Here is a 16,597-nt window from a genome sequence, read left to right on the forward strand (position 1 = left end):
GCCGATCGGAACGTTCCCATCTGAAACGATCGCGACAGTTTTTCGCCGCGATCGCGGCGAAATAAAGCTTGCCTTCTATTTCTTTCGGCCGGTCGAGGCGATCGCCGGGGGCGGTTCGATGGCACCTGCCCTGATACGGGCCGGCTTGAGTGGCGGCTGGCCGGCATCCTTGACGATGGTCAACGCCCGCCGGAAGAAGCGGCCATTGTGCTGGCCGCGGCCGATATTGAGGATCGCGGCGTCGGGAAGGCGCTTCTCCAGCATCGACAGCACTTGCCTCAGCGTTGGGCCGTCGAACGCGTCCAGCGCCTCGTCGATGATCACCCATTTCGGCCGTCGCAAGGCCAGCCTGGCAAAGGCCAGCAGACGCTGCTCGTCGTCGCTGAGCTCACGCTCCCAGCGCGCCGAGCGATCGAGCGAGGACGACAGGCGTTGCAGCCCGACATCGGCCAGCACCTCCGAGATCTCGGCATCGCTCGCCTCCGCCGCGCCGTCTGAATGGTTGAGCACCTCGCGCAGCTTGCCGAGCGGGAAATAGGGGGTACGCGGAACAAAGATCGGCGCTTCTCCGGCCGGCATGCCGATCCGTCCGCTGCCCCATGGCCACAGACCGGCAATGGCCCGGAAGAACAGCGTCTTGCCGGCGCCCGGATCTCCGGTGATCATGACCCGGTCGCCGGCGCGGATTTCGACATGCGGCTCGGCAAGCTTGGTGCATCCCTCCGGCGAGGCGATCTCGAGTTTCTCGAATGTCAGGCTGCCGTCCGGGTTTTCGCCGAACGAAATGCGCCTTTCCGTATCGTGCAGCGCGTCGGTGTCGCCAAGCGCGATGCGGAAGTCGGCGACCCGCATCAGCGTAGCGCGCCAATCGGCGATGCCGCCGATATTGTTGATGAACCAGCGCAGCGACGAATGGACCTGGTTGAAAGCGCCGACTGCCATCATCAAGCCGCCAAAGCTGATATCGCCGGCGAAATAGACCGGTGAGGCGACCAGGATCGGCGCGACGACAGTGATCCAGCCATAGGTGTCGGTAACCCAGGAAAGATTGATCTGGGCGCTGTAGATGCGCCGCATGGCGCCCAGCACCGTGCCGAGATCGAATTCGAGCCGGCGCCTGGCATCGGCCTCGCCATGCGCCAGCGCGATGGCATCGACATTCTCGTTGACGCGAACCACCGAGGAGCGCAGTTCCGCCTCACGCGTATAGCGATCGTTGTTGAAGCGGATCAACGGTCGCCCGACCAGCCAGCTCAACCAGGAGGCGGTGCCAGCATAAAGGATCGCCGCCCAGACCATGTAGCCGGGTATGGCCAGCGAATGGCCGCCTATGTGGAAGACGAAGCCGGAAGACAGCGACCACAGGACCCCAACGAACGAGGCAAGCAGGATGCAGGACTGCAGCAGGCCGATGCCAAGACCGGTGGAAAGATCGGAGAGATGCCCGGCATCCTGCTGCAGGCGCTGGTCGGGATTGACGCCGATGGCGCCGGCATGGGTCAGCCGGAAGGCACGCGCCGGCCGCATCCATTCGTCGATCAGGTCGAGCGTCAGCGCCTCGCGCAGCTTCAGGCGGAGCATCTGGTCGAGCCAGGTCTGGCCGACATTGAGCACCACAAGCCCGCCGGCGATGCCGGCAAAGACCAGAAGCTGATGCAGGAAAGCCGGCATGTCGCGCCGCGCCAGCGCGTCGTAGAAAGGCTGGTTCCAGCGATTGAGCAGAACCTGCCCGATCGAGCTCGCCACGATGACGGCGACGATGCCGATCGATGCCCAAAGCAATTGTTTTCGCACCGGCGAGGTGGTCAGCGCTATCTTGATTGTTGCCAGCTGCTCACGCAGGCTGCTGGCTTCGATCGACGTGGCAAGCTTCTGGGCGCTGGCCTCGACATCCGGACGATCATCCATCGGTTAAATCCTTGCATTCGGAGCAATGCCAAACCGGTCATAGGGATCGGCCGCACGGCCTTCAATCGGACAGCAAACCTGATATCGTCAGATAGGCGTGAAAAAGCACGTCTCGGATCACGAACGCGTCATCCTGGCGGTGCCGGGTGTTCGGCCCGCGACAGCCCGGCCAAGCGTCGGCGCGCCATGCGGCGAGAGAACCGGCACGAAGACGCGGCGGGACGCGCGCTGGGCAACCGGCACGCCTTGATAGAGCCGCTTCTGCGCCTCGACGACGATAACGCCGGAGAAGATCGGCCAGAAGCGCCGGCCGGCGCGTTCCAGCACATTATGGAACTGCATCATGAAACGTCGCGGCGACGGCGGGAAGAACAGCGCATCGGACCACGCCGCCGGCGTGAAATTCGCTTCGCGCAGCAATTCGGTCAGCTGGCCGCGCGAGAACGGCCGGCCATTGCCGAAAGGCGTATGCTCGAAGCGTGCCCAGACACCGCGCCGGTTGGGCACGACGATGACGACACGGCCCGCCGGCGACAGCACCCGCCAGATCTCGTTCAGCGTCTCGCGTGGGTTCTCGACATGTTCGAGCGAATGGACGAGGAGCATGCGGTCGATGCAGGAATCAACCAGCGGCAGTTCCTCGTCGAAGACCAGCGCGGTCGCCGTCGGCCCGGTCGCCGGCCAGACCACCGCGCCCTGCGTCGCCGGCATGAAGGCAAAGACGCGCTCGGCATCGCTGCCGAAGCGCTCCAGCCACGGCAAGGTGTAGCCGAGGCCGACCAGCCGCTCGTTGGGCACGACGGCCCATATCGAGGACAGCGCCATGGTGATCGAGCGTTCGGCCAGGCGGCCGAGCGTGGTCGAATAAAACGAACGGAGATCGACAATGTCTGAATGCATGCGCGGAACGGTAGCTTCGAAGCAGTCCAAGTTCAACAAAGGCAGATGACATCGGCTGGCAGGCGCCCTATGTCTGCGGCAATAAAGGGAGAGATGCGATGCCGGTCGAGATCGAACAATTCATGTGCCGCAGCGACAATTTCGGCGTGCTGGTGCATGACCCGAAAAGCGGTCAGACGGCGCTCATCGATGCGCCCGAGGAGGCGCCCATCCTGGCGGCGATCAAGCGCACCGGCTGGACCCCGACGATGATCCTGACCACTCACCACCATCTCGACCACGTCGAGGCCAATCTGGCGCTGAAGGAGCGTTTCAAGCTGCGCATTGTCGGGCCGGAAGCCGAAAAGGCAAAGATTCCCGGCATCGACGAAACTGTCGAGCAAGGCTCGGTCGTCCATCTCGGCGACGAACGGATCGAGGTCATCGCCACACCCGGCCATACCGCCGGCCATGTCACCTATCATCTGCCGGCGTCGAAAGTGGCTTTCGCCGCCGACACGCTGTTTGCGCTCGGCTGTGGGCGGCTGCTCGAATGCAAGCCGCCGGTGATGTACGAATCCCTGAAGAAGCTCGCGGCGCTGCCGGCCGAGACGGTTATCTATTGCGGCCATGAGTATACGCTGGCCAATGCCCGTTTCGCGCTCACCGTCGACCCGACCAATTCGGCGCTGAAAGAGCGCGCCGCCAAGGTCGAGGCGCTGCGCGCCGACGGCAAACCGACGCTGCCGACGACCATCGGCGAGGAACTGTCGACCAATCCGTTCCTGCGCTGGCACGATCCGGCGATCCGCAGGCATCTCGGCCTGGAGAAGGCCTCCGACGCCGAAGTGTTCGCCGAGATCCGCAAGCGCAAGGACAATTTCTGAGCGGCACCAGGAGCTAGGGTCGTGACCAGTTCCGCCGAAATCATCGCCCTGCTCGGCCTGAAGCCGCATCCGGAAGGCGGCTGGTATGCCGAGACCTTTCGCGACGGCGCGGCAGGCACGCGCGGCCATTCGACGGCGATCTATTTCCTCCTCGAGAAGGACCAATTGTCGGCCTGGCACCGGGTCAAGGACGCGGCCGAGGTCTGGCATTTCTATGACGGTGCGCCGCTGGCGCTGTCGATACATCGGGAAGGCGGTCCCGTCATCGAGGAGATCCTCGGTACGGCGCTTGCCGCGGGCGAGCGGCCGCAGATCGTCGTGCCGGCAGGCTGGTGGCAGTCGGCACGCAGCCTCGGCGAATGGACGCTGGTCGGCTGCACCGTGGCGCCGGGTTTCGATTTCGCCGCCTTCGAACTCGCCGAACCAGGCTGGCTGCCTGGAGTATGATTGACATGAATGATCATCGGCTTCCTGCGCGGAACAAGGCGCTCATTGCCGCTTACGTCGCGATTGGTATAGCAGGCCTTCTGTTGCGCCCTATTTATCCGAAGAGCATCTTTGTAGCGCTCTTTCTAATGTCCGTGTTCGGTGCAGCCTATTTGATCTTCTTGTCCTGGATGACGTTTCAGGAATGGAAGCAACTTCCGACGCTTCAGAAACGCTTGCTCTTCATGATTTTTGTCGTGGCCCTCGGCGGATTCTTATGCATGATTTACCTGACACTGCGTTCCACGTTGAGGTAGTGAACAGTAGCTAGTCTAAGATGTGCGGCTCATCCGGCGTTCGCTTCGCTTGCCCGCTGTTTCATTTCGGAGCAGAGAAGACTTTTCAGCGTCGCGCCGCCCCTCACCTGCCTGCCGGCATCCTCTCCCCGTAGAGGGACCGGGGAGAGGAGCGCTCTCATCGACGGTTTCGCCAATCATCGGCGTTTGCGAGAAGGGCGCTGGTGCTGCCGCCAGCTCCCTTCTCCCCGTCACTATACGGGGAGAAGGGGCCGGCAGGCGGATGAGGGGCGGCGCCAACCTCGACAATGCCATGCGACCATTGGGGCGGTGATTTGGCGTCCTTGATCACGCAGATACTTGCCCACGATACCTAGCCCAGCAGGAAACCCAGCGTGATCGCCAGCTGGCCGACGTAATACAGCGCCCAGACCGCATGGCGCACCCAAATGCGGTGCGGCGAGATGGCGGGCAGCAGGAACTTTTCCACGGCGTGCAGCCCGTCGGACAGCATGAGCAGGACGACGCCGCCGACGACCCCGACGCTGTTCAGGGTGAGCGCCGCAATGCCCATGCCAAGCAGCGCCGCGGCATGGATGCCAATCGGCAAACGCAAGGCCGGGCCGATGCGGCGCCAGAGCGCGAAAAGCATCGCCAGCGCCGACACGATCATCGCCAGCACGATCGCTGCCCGCCACGGCTCGGCCGAAAGCAGCCCGAGGCCGCCGCCGGCACGCAGGAACAGCACGACGTAAAGCACGTGCGCGGCAAGAAAACTGGCCGTGCCGCCAAGAAATGCCTTCTCGCCGTCGCGCGACAGGAAGGCGTCGCCGATGGCACTGGCGCCGAGCGCGGCGACGAGCAGCCATGGGCCGCCCTGCTGCGCGACCAGCACCGCCAGCATCGCCACCGCCAATGTCCTTGCCGCCGACCGCGAAAGGCGCGGCGGCATGCCAAGGCTGAACGCGTAAATCACCGCCGCCGCCAGCGAAAACAGCAGCGTCGCATTGGCATTGGCATCGATGCCGCCGGGAAACGGCATCATGCGTTTGCCTCGCTCGTGGCCCTCTTGCGCAGGAACAGCGATTTCGCCGCCAGTGCCGCGCCGCCGGTGATCAGCACGCAAGCGGCGAGGATGCGCCATGACGGCTCGGCGAAGCCGGCTGATATCAGCACCAGCGTCGACAGCAGCGGCGCGGCATAGCTCGCCGCCCCCAGCACCTGGATGTTGCCGCGCTTGACGCCGATGTCCCAGGCATAGAACGCCGCCCCCACCGGCATCAGACCGAGGCCGAGCACGGCCAGCCACTGGCCGGCGCCGTTGGGCAGCACCGTTTCTTCCAGCAATAGATGGCAGATGAGCGAAAGTGCCGCGGTGGCGGCGCAGAACCAGGTGACGATGCTGGTCGGCACCGACGGGAAGCGCCGCGACAACAGCGAATAGGACGACCACAACACCGCGCAGGCGCCGGCCATGGCGTAGCCGAAGGCATAACGCGCATCGAAGGCAAGCCCGCCGCCCTTGGTGACGATCAGGACCGTGCCGGCAAGGCCGAGCAGCGCGCCGGCGACGTGGTTCCAGGCCAGCCGCTCGCCCGGCATCAGCGCCGACCCCAGCACGATCAGCAGCGGCCACAGATAGGCGATCAGGCTGGCCTCGACGGCCGGCGCATTGCGCAGCGCGGTGAAATAGAAGAAGTGGTAGCCGAACAGGCCGGCAATGCCGATCACCCAAACCTGGCGCGGTATCTTCGCGGCGCCATCGGCTGCCGGCATGAACAGCCGGGCAACCAGCCCGACGCAAGTGCCGATCGTAAAGGTGATTGCCGAAAGCAGGAACGGCGGCACGGCGCCCGAAGCATCCGTAAGCAGCGCCAGCAGCGCCCACATGGCGACCGCGGAGAAGCCGATCAGTGTTGCGCGCGCCATACCGTCGCCCCCTGCCCATCGTTGGCGGCGCACCATCACGCCTATTCGTTTGCTTCGAACCGCTCCGCGCTGATCGTCAACGGGCCGATTTGCGTGCTGACCGTGGCGCGGATCGGCGCATATACGCCGCTTTGGCCGACCGGTGCAAACGTCACCATGATGCGGCTGCGTTTCTTCAGGTAATTCAGCGCCTTGCGGTTCTTGCGGTAGCCGGCCACCGGCTCGAAGCCCAGCCTGCAGGTGACCGTATCGCCCTTGTAGCCGGCCACCGAGATCGACCCTTTGGACTCGTAGGTCAGTTTGAGATCGGCACGCATTTCGCCGTCATAGAGCTTCACCGTGCGCCCGCAGACCTGGTCGAGGCTGTCGGCATGGATGACGGTGGCGGCCATCGGATCGAGGACCGATACGAGATGGCTGCCGACCAGCGGTATCCAATTCTCGGGATTGCGCTTCTTCGGCTCAGGCACGACCTTGGTCGAGGTGACGACGCCGTTGGCAAACTGGATGTCGATCATCGATGCCTTCTTGCCGGACGTGTAGTCGGCGTGGAACGCTTGCGGCTGCAACTGCTTGCCCGAAATCTTGCCCTTCGACGAGATCGTGCCTCGGGTATCGTCGAACAAAGTGGCGAGCCCGGCGGCGGAAACGCTGCCCTCGATCGAATAGGTGTCGCCCTCGTAATGGCTGGAGAATTTCGCCTTGGCCACGGAGAGGCCGAGGAACGACACCGAATATTCGCCCGTGAAGGATTGCGGCTCAGCGGCCGAAACCGTCGTCGACAGCGCGACGGCCATCAGCACGACCAGGGCATGGAGGAAAGAACGAGGCATGGCGGGTCCTTGATTGTCGACCGGACGGGCGGCTCCGGTCTGGCATGTCCCTGTGCGACCGCTTATAGGCTGAATTCCGGCCTTAATGTGAAAGGCGCCGTCGGCAGGCAACGGTGGGGCTGGTTGACGGCCAAAATAAAAAACCCGCCTCGGCGGGCGGGTCGTTGGAGCCAATTAGCACCATACCGAAATTAGTAGCATAGCTGCCGGCACAAAGCAAGAACAAAATGTGGCCACCTGGAAAATCGCGACAGGTTTGCGCAGCCCCTCATCGCCCTGCCGGGCACTTCTCCCCGTATAGGGACGGGGAGAAGGTCGCCTTGCAAAGGGTTTCGCCAATTTGCGGAGTTGCAGAAAGCGCCGAGCCTGCGGCCCAGCCCCTTCTCCCCGTCACTATACGGGGAGAAGGTGCCGGCAGGCGGATGAGGGGCAGCGCCGGCATCGGTCATCTTTTGATTGATTCCCTTGGAACTAACCAACCCCAAGCTTGACGCCTCGGCGAAATGCAACTATGGAACGCCAACTTTTTCCATGAGGCCGCCTGACCGAAACCGCGCGCCACCCGGCGCGGGTCGAATGTTTGGCCAGGACCGAGAACCGAAGGTTAGAACCATGTCCCGCACCTGCGAACTCACTGCCAAGGCAGTCATGTCCGGCAACAATGTGAGCCACGCCAACAACAAGACCAAGCGTCGCTTCCTGCCCAATCTCGTCAATGTGACGCTGATCTCGGAAGCGCTGAACCAGAATGTGCGCCTGCGCATTTCGGCCAACGCGCTGCGTTCGGTCGAGCATCGCGGCGGCCTCGATGCCTTCCTGGCCAAGGCCGATGCCAAGGAATTGTCGCAGCGCGCCCGCCTGTTGAAGAAGCAGATCGCCAAGAAGCTCGCCGAACAGCCGGCCGCCTGAGTTTTTCGGCGGCAGCCGCCTTCCAGGGCGTGACCGGGTTCCGGATCGCGTTCCGCTGGTTCCATTACCCAGGATAAAAAAATGACTTTCCTCTCGCGGTACCTGCCCTTCGTGGCGGCCATGGCGCTCGTCGTCGTGGCCTCGAACATCCTTGTGCAGTTCCCGATGCAGGGTTCAATCGGCGGGTTGTCGCTGGCCGACATCCTGACCTGGGGCGCCTTCACCTATCCGTTCTCCTTCCTGGTCACCGATCTCGCCAATCGCCGTTATGGGCCGGCGGTGGCGCGCAGGATCGTCTTTGTCGGCTTCATGACAGCGGTGGTCTGCTCGATCGTCATCCCACCGCTGCTGTTTCGCCACGGCCTGATCGAATTCGAGACCGCCGCCGACCGGCTGGTGCGCATTGCCGCGGCGTCGGGTGCGGCCTTTCTCACCGCGCAGTTGCTCGACGTCACCGTGTTCAACCGGCTGCGCCGGCAGAGCTGGTGGCGCGCGCCGATCGTCGGCACGCTGGTCGGCTCCGTTTTCGATACGGTGGTGTTTTTCACCGTCGCCTTCGCGGCGGCGTTCGCCTTCGCCGGGCCCAACGACGGCTTTGCGCTGGAAACCGCACCGCTGATGGGCGTGCTGCCGGTCGAGACGATGCGCTGGATTTCCTGGGCGCTCGGCGATCTCGGCGTCAAGCTGGTCATAGCGGTGGTGGCGCTGATCCCCTACCGGCTGCTTGCCGCCCGCTGGAGCCAGCCGGCACTGGCAGCATGATCCCGAACCAAAGGTCCGCGTTAGCGAAAAGTGGGAACCGGTTTTCGGACAAGATCATGCTCAAAGACTATCAAGCATGATCCCCTGGCTTCAACTGGACTCGGCAAAAACGCCTGACGGCGGACAGGAACTCCGCCTGAAACGGCGCGGCGGCGAATTCTCGATCATGCTTGGCGCCAACGAGCTGATGAACAGCCGGCTCAGCGGTTCCGAAGAGGCGCTGGCGAAACTGTCCTGTCAAAGGATTGCCGGCCGCCGGACCCCAAACATCCTGATCGGCGGCCTCGGCATGGGCTTTACCTTGCGCGCGGCGCTGGCCGAGCTCGGCGACGATGCGCAGGTCGCCGTTGCCGAACTGGTGCCGGCGGTCGTGATTTGGGCGCGCGGCCCGATGGCCGAGCTGTTCGGCGGCTGCCTTGACGACCGGCGTGTCGGCATTCGTGAGACCGATGTCGGTCAGCTCATCCGTTCGCAAGCATCGGCCTGGGACGCGATCCTGCTCGATGTCGACAACGGCCCCGAGGGCATCGTCTACAAGGCCAACGATGCGCTCTACAGCGCAGCCGGCCTGATCAGCGCGAGAGCAGCTCTCAAGCCCGGCGGTGTGCTGGCGGTCTGGTCGCAGGGCCCTGACGCAGGTTTCACCCGAAGGCTCAAGCAGGCCGGCTTCACGGTCGAGGAGGTCAAGGTGCGGGCTCACGGCAAGCGCGGCGCCCGTCACGTCGTCTGGCTCGCGAGCAAGGGGCAATAGGCCACCTCGCAATCCGGGCGGGCCTTGTTGGACGCCGCCCGGTACGCCCACGGACCTCTACTTCGCCTTCTGAAGCTCGGCGGCAAGTGCCTGCAGCAGCCCGCGCGTGCCCTCCTCGCGCCCTTGCGCTGAATCGACACCATCGAAGAAGGCACTCTGTTCGGTATAGGTCAGGCGGGTGCCGTCGCCGGAAGGGGCAAGCTCGACCGTGGTGAGCGACGCCGACAGCGGCTGCGGCCCGACCGCCATCCGGTAGGAAAATACGATGCGCCGGTCAGGGACGATATCCTGGAACTGCGCATCGAGCCTGATCTCCGGGCCGCCCTGGTAGCTGAACCGCGAAACCTCGCCGCCGCCGACACGGAAATCGAAGGTGAATTCGGCGATGGTGAAGCCGTCGCCTTCGACGCGCCAGCGCCGCACCGTCGCCTTGTCGGCAAAGGCGAGGAAGACGCGTTCGGGCGATTGCGGGTAGGTCCGCTCGATCGTGAAGCTTGAATGGATGACGGAGTGCTCGTCGTTAACCGGGGCAATCTGGTTCATTTCTTGTCGTCCTTTTCCTGGTCGTGGAGTGTTGCGTTCGTTTGGTCAGTCTCCGCCAGAATCTGGCCGAGACGGTCGAGCTGGCGTTCGGCCGGCGTGCGGCGCGCGGCGATCCAGTCGGCGAGCGGGGCTAGCCCGCCGGGCTCGATCCGGCAGGTGCGCACGCGTCCGATTTTTTCGCTGCGGATCAGCCCGCACGCTTCCAGCGCCTGAAGATGCTGGAGCACAGCGGCGAAGGTCATGCCGAACGGCTCCGCCAACTGGCTGACGGTGGCCGGCCCGCGGCTCAGCCTTTCCAGGATTGCCCGGCGCGTCGGCTCGGCAAGAGCCCGCAGGATGCTGTCGATCTCGGAATACTTAAGCATGGACTTGAGTATTTCGCCGATGACACAAATTGTCAAGTCACGGCTAAAGTATTTTTGCAGATGGTGAGAGCCGGCTGGAAAACCCGCGACGCGGGTCATTGCCAGGGGAAATTACAAGGGAAATTGCCTGCGCTTCAAAACGGCGCGGAAACGCCAGCGATGCTGTCAGCCAGCAGGCCGGTCTCGCGTCAATCCTCGTGCAGCACAAATTCCAGGTAAAGATTGCGCTGCAGGATCGAGTGGTTGTCGTCGGACATCAGCGACACGATCAGCGCGCCATCGTCGCGGGTCCAGACGTCGAGCGCTTCCATGTTGTCGATCTGGTAGCCCATGTCGGCTTCGAGCAGCACCGGCCCGTCGGCGACGGCGCCCTTCTCGACGCTTTCGCCATAGATGCGCCGCAGCCGCATCTTGACGCCGCCGGCCATCGAAAAACTGCGCTCCAGAAGCAACAGGTCGCCGTCCGGCAGGAAGGCGCCGTCGGTGATGTCGAAATCGCCATTGCGCTTGACGGTGAAGACGCCCTTGTGCGGCCCTTCGATGATCGCGGCAAAGATGTTGCCGGCCTTGTCGAGGCTCTTTTCCGACACCACGACCAGCCCGCCCGCGTGCTGCCCGTGAGGATGGGCGCGGGTGACGGTCTCGAAGCCGCGATTGCGGCGGAGTTCCCAGGCCGGGATAAGGAAGTCCAATTGCCTGAACGGCGCCTTCATGTCGTCCGGGTCAATCTTGAACTCGGCGATACGGTGATCGCGCTCGAAACCGACCGTGGCAATGCCGTCCTTGACCGCGAGGCCTTCGGCATCGACCGCCCATTTCTCGTCGATCGGCTGGCCGGCCGCATCGACCATCTGCTGCATGCGAAAATTCTGGATGCCGGAAGGCCGCTTGTCGGCATCGTGAACGAGGGTCCCGAAGAACCAGAAGCCGGTGTCGGCGACGCCGATGAAATCGCTGCCTGGCTTGAGGAACCGAAGCGCCGACAGCGCGCCGAAATCGCGCGTCGGCGAGGTCATTTCGAGCCCGCCGATGAATTCGAGCGGCCCGAACTGTTTTTCGTCATTGCCGATGCGAAACTGGGTTATGGGCCGGGCCGAGATTTCGGCCGGCTCGACCGAGGCCGGCCCGGCAGCGACAGCCGGGGCCAAAGTGATGCCGAACAACGCAATGGCGGCCAAAAGCTTCTGCCAAAAGCCGCCGCGGGAAAAAATCATCCGGCGCGCCGCATGCCGCCGCGCCGCGTGTCGCGCACGGTTTCCTCGGCGAACAGCGAGGCCAGCTGCTCGGTCATGGCGCCGGCCAGTTCTTCGGCATCGACGATGGTGACGGCGCGGCGATAGTAGCGGGTGACGTCGTGGCCGATGCCGATGGCCAAAAGCTCGACCGGCGAGCGCGTCTCGATGAGCTCGATGATGGCGCGCAGATGCCGCTCGAGATAATTGCCCGGATTGACCGACAGCGTCGAATCATCGACCGGCGCGCCGTCCGAGATCATCATCAGGATCTTGCGCTGCTCGGGCCGCGCGATCAGCCGGTTGTGCGCCCACAGCAGCGCCTCGCCGTCGATGTTTTCCTTGAGCAGGCCCTCGCGCATCATCAGGCCGAGATTGCGGCGCGCCCGCCGCCACGGATGGTCGGCGGATTTGTAGATGATGTGGCGCAGATCGTTGAGCCGGCCGGGGTTCGGCGGCTTGCCTTCCTTCAGCCATTTCTCGCGCGCCTGTCCGCCCTTCCAGGCGCGGGTGGTGAAGCCGAGGATTTCGACCGAGACGCCGCAGCGTTCCAGCGTGCGCGCCAGGATGTCGGCGCAGGTCGCGGCGACCGTGATCGGCCGGCCGCGCATAGAACCCGAATTGTCGAGCACCAGCGACACCACCGTGTCGCGGAATTTGGTATCGCGCTCCTGCTTGAAGGACAAAGGCTGCATCGGGTCGATGACGACGCGCACCAGCCGTGCCGGATCGAGATAGCCTTCTTCGAGGTCGAAATCCCAGGAGCGGTTCTGCTGCGCCATCAGGCGGCGCTGCAGCCGGTTGGCCAGCCGCCCGACGACGCCGGAAAGATTGGCGAGCTGCTTGTCAAGAAAGGCGCGCAGCCGGTCGAGCTCCTCCTCCTCGCACAGTTCCTCCGCGCCTACGGTCTCGTCGAAGGCCGTGGTGAAGACCTTGTAGTCGATCTCTTTCGGCAGATTGGTGAAGGGATTGTCGTTGCGGCGCGCCTCGCCGGGCGTCTCCGCATCGGCGTCGTCATCGTCGGAGAGATCCTCGGCGGTGGCGTCGGATGCTTCCGTCTCGGCCGATTGCTCGTCGTCGGACGATGCCTCGGTATCCTCCGACTGCGACTGCTCGGAGCCGGAATCGTCTTCGCCACCCTCCTCGCTCTGCTCCTCGCCTTGCGGCTGGTTTTCGTCGTTGTCCTCGGAGTCTTCCGTCTCCTGGTCATCGCCGAGCTCCTCGGCCATTTCCATGGAGGCGAGCATCTCGCGCACCACGCGGGCGAACGCCTGCTGGTCATCCAGCTTTGCCGATAGCCCGTCGAGGTCGGCGCTGGCCTTTTCCTCGACCCAGGGGCGCCAGAGATCGACCAGCCGTTCGCCGCTTTTCGGCACAGTGCGGCCGGTCAGCTTTTCGCGCACCATCAGCGCCAGCGCTTCCTCGATCGGCGCGTCGGCCTTGTCCTTGACGTCGACGAGGTTGGCCCTGGCGTATTTGTCCTCCAGCATCGAGCCGATATTGTCGGCGACGCCCTGCATGGCGCGGCTGCCGATCGCCTCCACCCGGGCCTGCTCGACCGCGTCGTAGATGGCGCGGGCCTGCTTGCCTTCCGGCGCCAGCCTGGTGTGGATGCGCGCATCGTGGCAGGCGCGCTTCAGCGCCATGGAATCGCCGAGCCCGCGGGTGATGGCGATGTCCGCCTTCGATGCCTTCTTCGGCAGTTCGGGCAGTCGGGCGCGGCTGCCGGCCAGCGCCGGCCGGTCCTTGGCGAAGCCGACCTCGAGATCCTTGTCACCGGCAATCGCGCGCATGCAAACGGTGACGGCGCGCTTGAAGCTGTCGTTCTCAGCGCCGGTCTTGGATTTGTTTCGCGTGTTGTCGCCCGGACCCGCCATCGAGACTCTGCTTAGCCCAGCACAACGTTCGCCGCGCTCTCCGGCAGATCTTCGCCGAAGGCGCGCTGATAGAACTCGGCCACCAGCGAGCGTTCCAGCTCGTCGCATTTGTTGAGGAAGGTCAGCCGGAACGCCATGCCGATATTGCCGAAGATTTCGGCATTCTCGGCCCAGGTGATGACCGTGCGCGGGCTCATAACGGTCGACAAATCGCCGTTGATGAAGGCCGAGCGCGTCATGTCGGCGACACGGACCATCTTGTTGACGATCTCCTTGCCCTTGCCGTCGCGATAATGCTTGGCCTTGGCCAGCACGATGTTCACTTCATTGTCGTGCGGCAAATAGTTCAGCGTGGTAACGATCGACCAGCGGTCCATCTGCGCCTGGTTGATCTGCTGGGTGCCGTGGTAGAGGCCGGTGGTGTCGCCCAGCCCAACCGTGTTGGCGGTCGAAAACAGCCGGAAGGCCGGGTGCGGGCGGATCACCCGGCTCTGGTCGAGCAGCGTCAGCCGGCCCGACGATTCCAGCACGCGCTGGATGACGAACATCACGTCCGGGCGGCCGGCATCGTACTCGTCGAAGCACAGCGCGACATTGTGCTGATAGGCCCAGGGCAGGATGCCGTCGCGGAATTCGGTGATCTGCAGCCCGTCCTTGACCACGATGGCGTCCTTGCCGACGAGGTCGATGCGGCTGACATGGCTGTCGAGATTGACACGCACGCAGGGCCAGTTGAGGCGGGCGGCGACCTGCTCGATATGCGTCGACTTGCCGGTGCCGTGATAGCCCGACACCATGACCCGACGGTTGTAGGCAAAGCCGGCGAGGATCGCCATGGTCGTGTTCTTGTCGAACAGGTAGTCCGGATCGATGTCGGGAACGTGCTCGCTCGTCACCGCATAGGCCGGCACCACCATCTTGGAGTCGAAGCCGAATGTCTCCTTCACCGACACCGTGGTGTCGGGCAGGTTGGCGATGTCGCGATCGACCTTGTTCATCTCTATCAACGTCTCCACAAGCGAAACGCCGCGTTTCGCCGGCAATCGATTTTGTTCGGGGGCGGTCTTAGAGCCTTTTCCAACCTTATGAAAGTTGGAAAGCGACACGAACCGTATGGTCGCTCAGCACAAACCTGCCTGCTTGAGCACGCGATACGCCTGGAGCACATCGCGGAACCGGTCTTCCGAACCTCTGTCGCCGCCATTCGCATCCGGGTGGTGGCGTTTCACAAGTTCCTTATAGCGCGCCTTGATATCCTTGCCAGTTGCCTTTGTATCAAGGCCAAGCGTTTCCAGTGCCTTGGCCTCAAGCGGCTTGGCCTTGCGCTCGCGTGCTTCGCGCGGGTCTTTCGGGCCTTTGAACAGGTCGAACGGATCGCGCATGCGATTGTAGTAGCCGGCGCGACCGGAACGCGCCTGGGCGAAGTCGGGCGAGGAGCGTGTCGAGGCACCGTTGACGCCCATTTTCCAGGTCGGCCGGTGGCCGGTCATGGCTTCCTTCTGGAAGCGGGCGATCTCGGTATCGGGAACGCCCGAGAAATAATTGAAGCCTTTGTTGTACTCGCGCACGTGATCGAAGCAGAACTGGAAATACTCGCCTTCCTTCATCCGTCCGACCGGGGCACGGTGGGTACCGGCCTCCTTGCAGCCATCCCACTGGCAGATCGGCGAACGCGACTTCAGCTCCGCGTCCTTCTCCGGGCGGATGCGAATCTTCTCGAAATATTTTGGGTACGGCTTCATCTCACCCATTTATGGGCTGTTCGCTGATGCGAAACAAGAATTGACATTTTCGCGATGATCGCCCTAGCCGCTGAATCGCGGCATAAAACCGGCGAATTGCGAATTTTGTGCGATGACATAGATGTGGTGAAGGGAAGCGGCGATGTCCATACAGGCAACGATGGAAGATAAGCTGAAAAAGGCGTTTTCGCCGGAACGGCTGGACGTCATCAACGAAAGCCATCTCCATGCCGGGCATCATCATGTGGATTCCGGCCATCACGCCACCTTCGACGGCACTGGCGAGACGCATTTCCGCGTCCGCATCGTCGCGCCAGCCTTTGCCGGCATGAGCCGCGTCGAGCGTCACCGCGCAGTCAACGATCTGCTGGCCGAGGAGTTGAAATCCGGCGTCCACGCCCTGGCGATCGAGCCGGTGGCGCCCGGTGAAAAGACCCGCTGGTAAATTTCAGCCGAGGCTCGCCCTCAGGAAGGCCATCACCGCTGCGGTCAATGCATCGCCTTCGGTGCCGAAGTCGCGATTGATCGACATGTGCGAATAGGCGCTGCCGTCGAACAGTGTGACCCTGGTTCCGGTGGCGCGCAGACGCCGGGCGAAGGCCTGCGCGTCCGCCGCGCGGGCTTTCGCGCGCGAATGGGCGATGAAGGTCGGCGGGTGCTTGCGGCCTTCCACATAGGTGACAGGCGACAGCGCGCGCCACTGCGCCCGATCGGGAAAGGCGCGGGCATAGACCCCTGCCATGCCGCCGCTCCTGGCCAGTGCCTCCAGGTCGTAGGCCCTGGTGTCGTCGAGAACCAGCGCCGCGACGCCGGGCAGGCCGCCGCGCAGCCCGGTCAATGCGACGAGATGGCAGCCGGCCGAATGGCCCATGGCGACGATCCGGTCCGGATCGCCGCCATGCCTGGCGATGTTGGCGCGGACGTAACGATAGGCCAGTTCGACATCTGCCGCCTGGGTGGCGACGTCGGCTTCAGGCAGCATCCGGTAGTCGATCGAGACGAAGCCGAAGCCATTGTCGAGCAGGAAACCAGGCTTGGAATTGACATTGTTGCGGTTGCCGACCCGCCAGGCGCCGCCATGGACGAAGAAGACGACCGGCAGGCCGCTTGCGCCATCGCGGGAATAGATATCGAGCTTGGCCGGCCCATAGTCGAAGGTTTCGGGCGACGGCGAACGCGGCCGCAATGCCGCCGCCTGTCCCGGCAGCAGCGCCGCCATCGACGCCAGAAGCAGGCTTCGCCGATCGATCGTCATCAA

General features: G+C 63.9%; 19 protein-coding genes. 7 read left to right on the forward strand and 12 right to left on the reverse strand.

Going from position 1 to position 16,597, the window contains the following annotated elements:
• Nucleotides 1-75 precede the first annotated feature (75 nt).
• Both NKI17_RS23590 and NKI17_RS23595 read right to left on the reverse strand, forming a co-directional pair.
• A complete protein-coding gene (locus NKI17_RS23590) occupies nucleotides 76-1,908 on the reverse strand; it encodes an ABC transporter ATP-binding protein/permease (protein WP_352797010.1) in 1,833 nt (610 codons plus the stop codon).
• 117 nt (nucleotides 1,909-2,025) lie between these two features.
• On the reverse strand, nucleotides 2,026-2,808 hold the full coding sequence (locus NKI17_RS23595; protein ID WP_352646682.1) for a class I SAM-dependent methyltransferase: 783 nt from the start codon (nucleotides 2,806-2,808) through the stop codon (nucleotides 2,026-2,028).
• Between the two features lie 98 nt (nucleotides 2,809-2,906).
• Here NKI17_RS23595 and gloB point away from each other — a divergent pair, with 98 nt between their 5' ends.
• From gloB to NKI17_RS23610, 3 genes are read left to right on the forward strand one after another with little or no spacing between them, the layout of a single operon-like run.
• Nucleotides 2,907-3,674, forward strand: coding sequence for a hydroxyacylglutathione hydrolase (gene gloB / locus NKI17_RS23600; protein ID WP_352451211.1), 768 nt, complete (start codon nucleotides 2,907-2,909; stop codon nucleotides 3,672-3,674).
• Between the two features lie 21 nt (nucleotides 3,675-3,695).
• On the forward strand, nucleotides 3,696-4,121 hold the full coding sequence (locus tag NKI17_RS23605) for a cupin domain-containing protein (RefSeq protein ID WP_352754583.1): 426 nt from the start codon (nucleotides 3,696-3,698) through the stop codon (nucleotides 4,119-4,121).
• 5 nt (nucleotides 4,122-4,126) lie between these two features.
• The gene (locus NKI17_RS23610; RefSeq protein ID WP_352827690.1) at nucleotides 4,127-4,417 is read left to right on the forward strand and encodes a hypothetical protein; all 291 of its coding nucleotides are present in this window, start codon (nucleotides 4,127-4,129) and stop codon (nucleotides 4,415-4,417) included.
• Between the two features lie 352 nt (nucleotides 4,418-4,769).
• Here the strand turns inward: NKI17_RS23610 and NKI17_RS23615 are convergent, their stop codons facing one another.
• The 3 genes from NKI17_RS23615 to NKI17_RS23625 are packed head-to-tail and all read right to left on the reverse strand — an operon-like array spanning nucleotide 4,770 to nucleotide 7,158.
• Nucleotides 4,770-5,441, reverse strand: a complete 672-nt coding sequence (locus NKI17_RS23615; protein ID WP_352754585.1) for a lysoplasmalogenase family protein — start codon at nucleotides 5,439-5,441, stop codon at nucleotides 4,770-4,772.
• Nucleotides 5,438-6,325: an aromatic amino acid exporter YddG gene (yddG, locus tag NKI17_RS23620; protein ID WP_352646686.1), complete on the reverse strand. Its 888-nt coding sequence runs from the start codon at nucleotides 6,323-6,325 to the stop codon at nucleotides 5,438-5,440. The genes NKI17_RS23615 and yddG overlap by 4 nt, the downstream gene beginning before the upstream one ends.
• 41 nt (nucleotides 6,326-6,366) lie before the next feature.
• Nucleotides 6,367-7,158, reverse strand: a complete 792-nt coding sequence (locus tag NKI17_RS23625; RefSeq protein WP_352754586.1) for a DUF3108 domain-containing protein — start codon at nucleotides 7,156-7,158, stop codon at nucleotides 6,367-6,369.
• Nucleotides 7,159-7,770: 612 nt separating this feature from the next.
• On the opposite strand from NKI17_RS23625, the gene rpmB reads away from it, so the two are divergent.
• The 3 genes from rpmB to NKI17_RS23640 all read left to right on the forward strand — a co-directional run bounded on the left by rpmB (nucleotide 7,771) and on the right by NKI17_RS23640 (nucleotide 9,580).
• On the forward strand, nucleotides 7,771-8,067 hold the full coding sequence (gene rpmB, locus NKI17_RS23630) for a 50S ribosomal protein L28 (RefSeq protein WP_006328411.1): 297 nt from the start codon (nucleotides 7,771-7,773) through the stop codon (nucleotides 8,065-8,067).
• A gap of 81 nt (nucleotides 8,068-8,148) precedes the next feature.
• Nucleotides 8,149-8,829: a queuosine precursor transporter gene (locus tag NKI17_RS23635; RefSeq protein ID WP_352754587.1), complete on the forward strand. Its 681-nt coding sequence runs from the start codon at nucleotides 8,149-8,151 to the stop codon at nucleotides 8,827-8,829.
• Nucleotides 8,830-8,905: 76 nt separating this feature from the next.
• Nucleotides 8,906-9,580: a polyamine aminopropyltransferase gene (locus NKI17_RS23640; RefSeq protein WP_352754588.1), complete on the forward strand. Its 675-nt coding sequence runs from the start codon at nucleotides 8,906-8,908 to the stop codon at nucleotides 9,578-9,580.
• A 57-nt stretch (nucleotides 9,581-9,637) separates the two neighbouring features.
• On the opposite strand, the gene NKI17_RS23645 is transcribed toward NKI17_RS23640, so the two are convergent.
• The 6 genes from NKI17_RS23645 to NKI17_RS23670 all read right to left on the reverse strand — a co-directional run bounded on the left by NKI17_RS23645 (nucleotide 9,638) and on the right by NKI17_RS23670 (nucleotide 15,348).
• On the reverse strand, nucleotides 9,638-10,123 hold the full coding sequence (locus NKI17_RS23645; protein ID WP_352754590.1) for an SRPBCC family protein: 486 nt from the start codon (nucleotides 10,121-10,123) through the stop codon (nucleotides 9,638-9,640).
• Entirely contained in the window at nucleotides 10,120-10,488 is a 369-nt protein-coding gene (locus NKI17_RS23650; protein ID WP_352754710.1) for an ArsR/SmtB family transcription factor, read from the reverse strand. The genes NKI17_RS23645 and NKI17_RS23650 overlap by 4 nt, the downstream gene beginning before the upstream one ends.
• Before the next feature lie 188 nt (nucleotides 10,489-10,676).
• A complete protein-coding gene (locus NKI17_RS23655; protein WP_352754591.1) occupies nucleotides 10,677-11,702 on the reverse strand; it encodes an esterase-like activity of phytase family protein in 1,026 nt (341 codons plus the stop codon).
• Nucleotides 11,699-13,597: a cobaltochelatase subunit CobT gene (gene cobT, locus NKI17_RS23660; protein ID WP_352451202.1), complete on the reverse strand. Its 1,899-nt coding sequence runs from the start codon at nucleotides 13,595-13,597 to the stop codon at nucleotides 11,699-11,701. Before cobT ends, NKI17_RS23655 begins: the two co-directional genes overlap by 4 nt.
• Before the next feature lie 11 nt (nucleotides 13,598-13,608).
• Entirely contained in the window at nucleotides 13,609-14,595 is a 987-nt protein-coding gene (gene cobS / locus NKI17_RS23665; RefSeq protein WP_352451201.1) for a cobaltochelatase subunit CobS, read from the reverse strand.
• Nucleotides 14,596-14,718: 123 nt separating this feature from the next.
• Nucleotides 14,719-15,348: a J domain-containing protein gene (locus NKI17_RS23670; protein ID WP_036238769.1), complete on the reverse strand. Its 630-nt coding sequence runs from the start codon at nucleotides 15,346-15,348 to the stop codon at nucleotides 14,719-14,721.
• A 133-nt stretch (nucleotides 15,349-15,481) separates the two neighbouring features.
• On the opposite strand from NKI17_RS23670, the gene NKI17_RS23675 reads away from it, so the two are divergent.
• On the forward strand, nucleotides 15,482-15,784 hold the full coding sequence (locus NKI17_RS23675) for a BolA family protein (protein ID WP_352570588.1): 303 nt from the start codon (nucleotides 15,482-15,484) through the stop codon (nucleotides 15,782-15,784).
• Between the two features lie 3 nt (nucleotides 15,785-15,787).
• Here the strand turns inward: NKI17_RS23675 and NKI17_RS23680 are convergent, their stop codons facing one another.
• Entirely contained in the window at nucleotides 15,788-16,594 is an 807-nt protein-coding gene (locus tag NKI17_RS23680; RefSeq protein ID WP_352906873.1) for an alpha/beta hydrolase, read from the reverse strand.
• Between the last annotated feature and the right edge of the window lie 3 nt (nucleotides 16,595-16,597).

It is taken from the genome of Mesorhizobium sp. M0816 (assembly GCF_040320005.1).
GTDB lineage: Bacteria > Pseudomonadota > Alphaproteobacteria > Rhizobiales > Rhizobiaceae > Mesorhizobium.

Coding starts and splice junctions, on each gene's coding strand:
- NKI17_RS23590 (WP_352797010.1), bottom strand. CDS start 1,908: ATGGATGATCGTCCGGATGTCGAGGCCAGCGCCCAGAAGCTTGCCACG.
- NKI17_RS23645 (WP_352754590.1), bottom strand. CDS start 10,123: ATGAACCAGATTGCCCCGGTTAACGACGAGCACTCCGTCATCCATTCA.
- NKI17_RS23680 (WP_352906873.1), bottom strand. CDS start 16,594: ATGACGATCGATCGGCGAAGCCTGCTTCTGGCGTCGATGGCGGCGCTG.
- cobS (WP_352451201.1), bottom strand. CDS start 14,595: ATGAACAAGGTCGATCGCGACATCGCCAACCTGCCCGACACCACGGTG.
- yddG (WP_352646686.1), bottom strand. CDS start 6,325: ATGGCGCGCGCAACACTGATCGGCTTCTCCGCGGTCGCCATGTGGGCG.
- NKI17_RS23640 (WP_352754588.1), top strand. CDS start 8,906: ATGATCCCCTGGCTTCAACTGGACTCGGCAAAAACGCCTGACGGCGGA.
- NKI17_RS23670 (WP_036238769.1), bottom strand. CDS start 15,348: ATGGGTGAGATGAAGCCGTACCCAAAATATTTCGAGAAGATTCGCATC.
- NKI17_RS23650 (WP_352754710.1), bottom strand. CDS start 10,488: ATGCTTAAGTATTCCGAGATCGACAGCATCCTGCGGGCTCTTGCCGAG.
- cobT (WP_352451202.1), bottom strand. CDS start 13,597: ATGGCGGGTCCGGGCGACAACACGCGAAACAAATCCAAGACCGGCGCT.
- NKI17_RS23675 (WP_352570588.1), top strand. CDS start 15,482: ATGTCCATACAGGCAACGATGGAAGATAAGCTGAAAAAGGCGTTTTCG.
- gloB (WP_352451211.1), top strand. CDS start 2,907: ATGCCGGTCGAGATCGAACAATTCATGTGCCGCAGCGACAATTTCGGC.
- NKI17_RS23625 (WP_352754586.1), bottom strand. CDS start 7,158: ATGCCTCGTTCTTTCCTCCATGCCCTGGTCGTGCTGATGGCCGTCGCG.
- NKI17_RS23635 (WP_352754587.1), top strand. CDS start 8,149: ATGACTTTCCTCTCGCGGTACCTGCCCTTCGTGGCGGCCATGGCGCTC.
- NKI17_RS23655 (WP_352754591.1), bottom strand. CDS start 11,702: ATGATTTTTTCCCGCGGCGGCTTTTGGCAGAAGCTTTTGGCCGCCATT.
- NKI17_RS23615 (WP_352754585.1), bottom strand. CDS start 5,441: ATGATGCCGTTTCCCGGCGGCATCGATGCCAATGCCAATGCGACGCTG.
- NKI17_RS23610 (WP_352827690.1), top strand. CDS start 4,127: ATGAATGATCATCGGCTTCCTGCGCGGAACAAGGCGCTCATTGCCGCT.
- rpmB (WP_006328411.1), top strand. CDS start 7,771: ATGTCCCGCACCTGCGAACTCACTGCCAAGGCAGTCATGTCCGGCAAC.
- NKI17_RS23595 (WP_352646682.1), bottom strand. CDS start 2,808: ATGCATTCAGACATTGTCGATCTCCGTTCGTTTTATTCGACCACGCTC.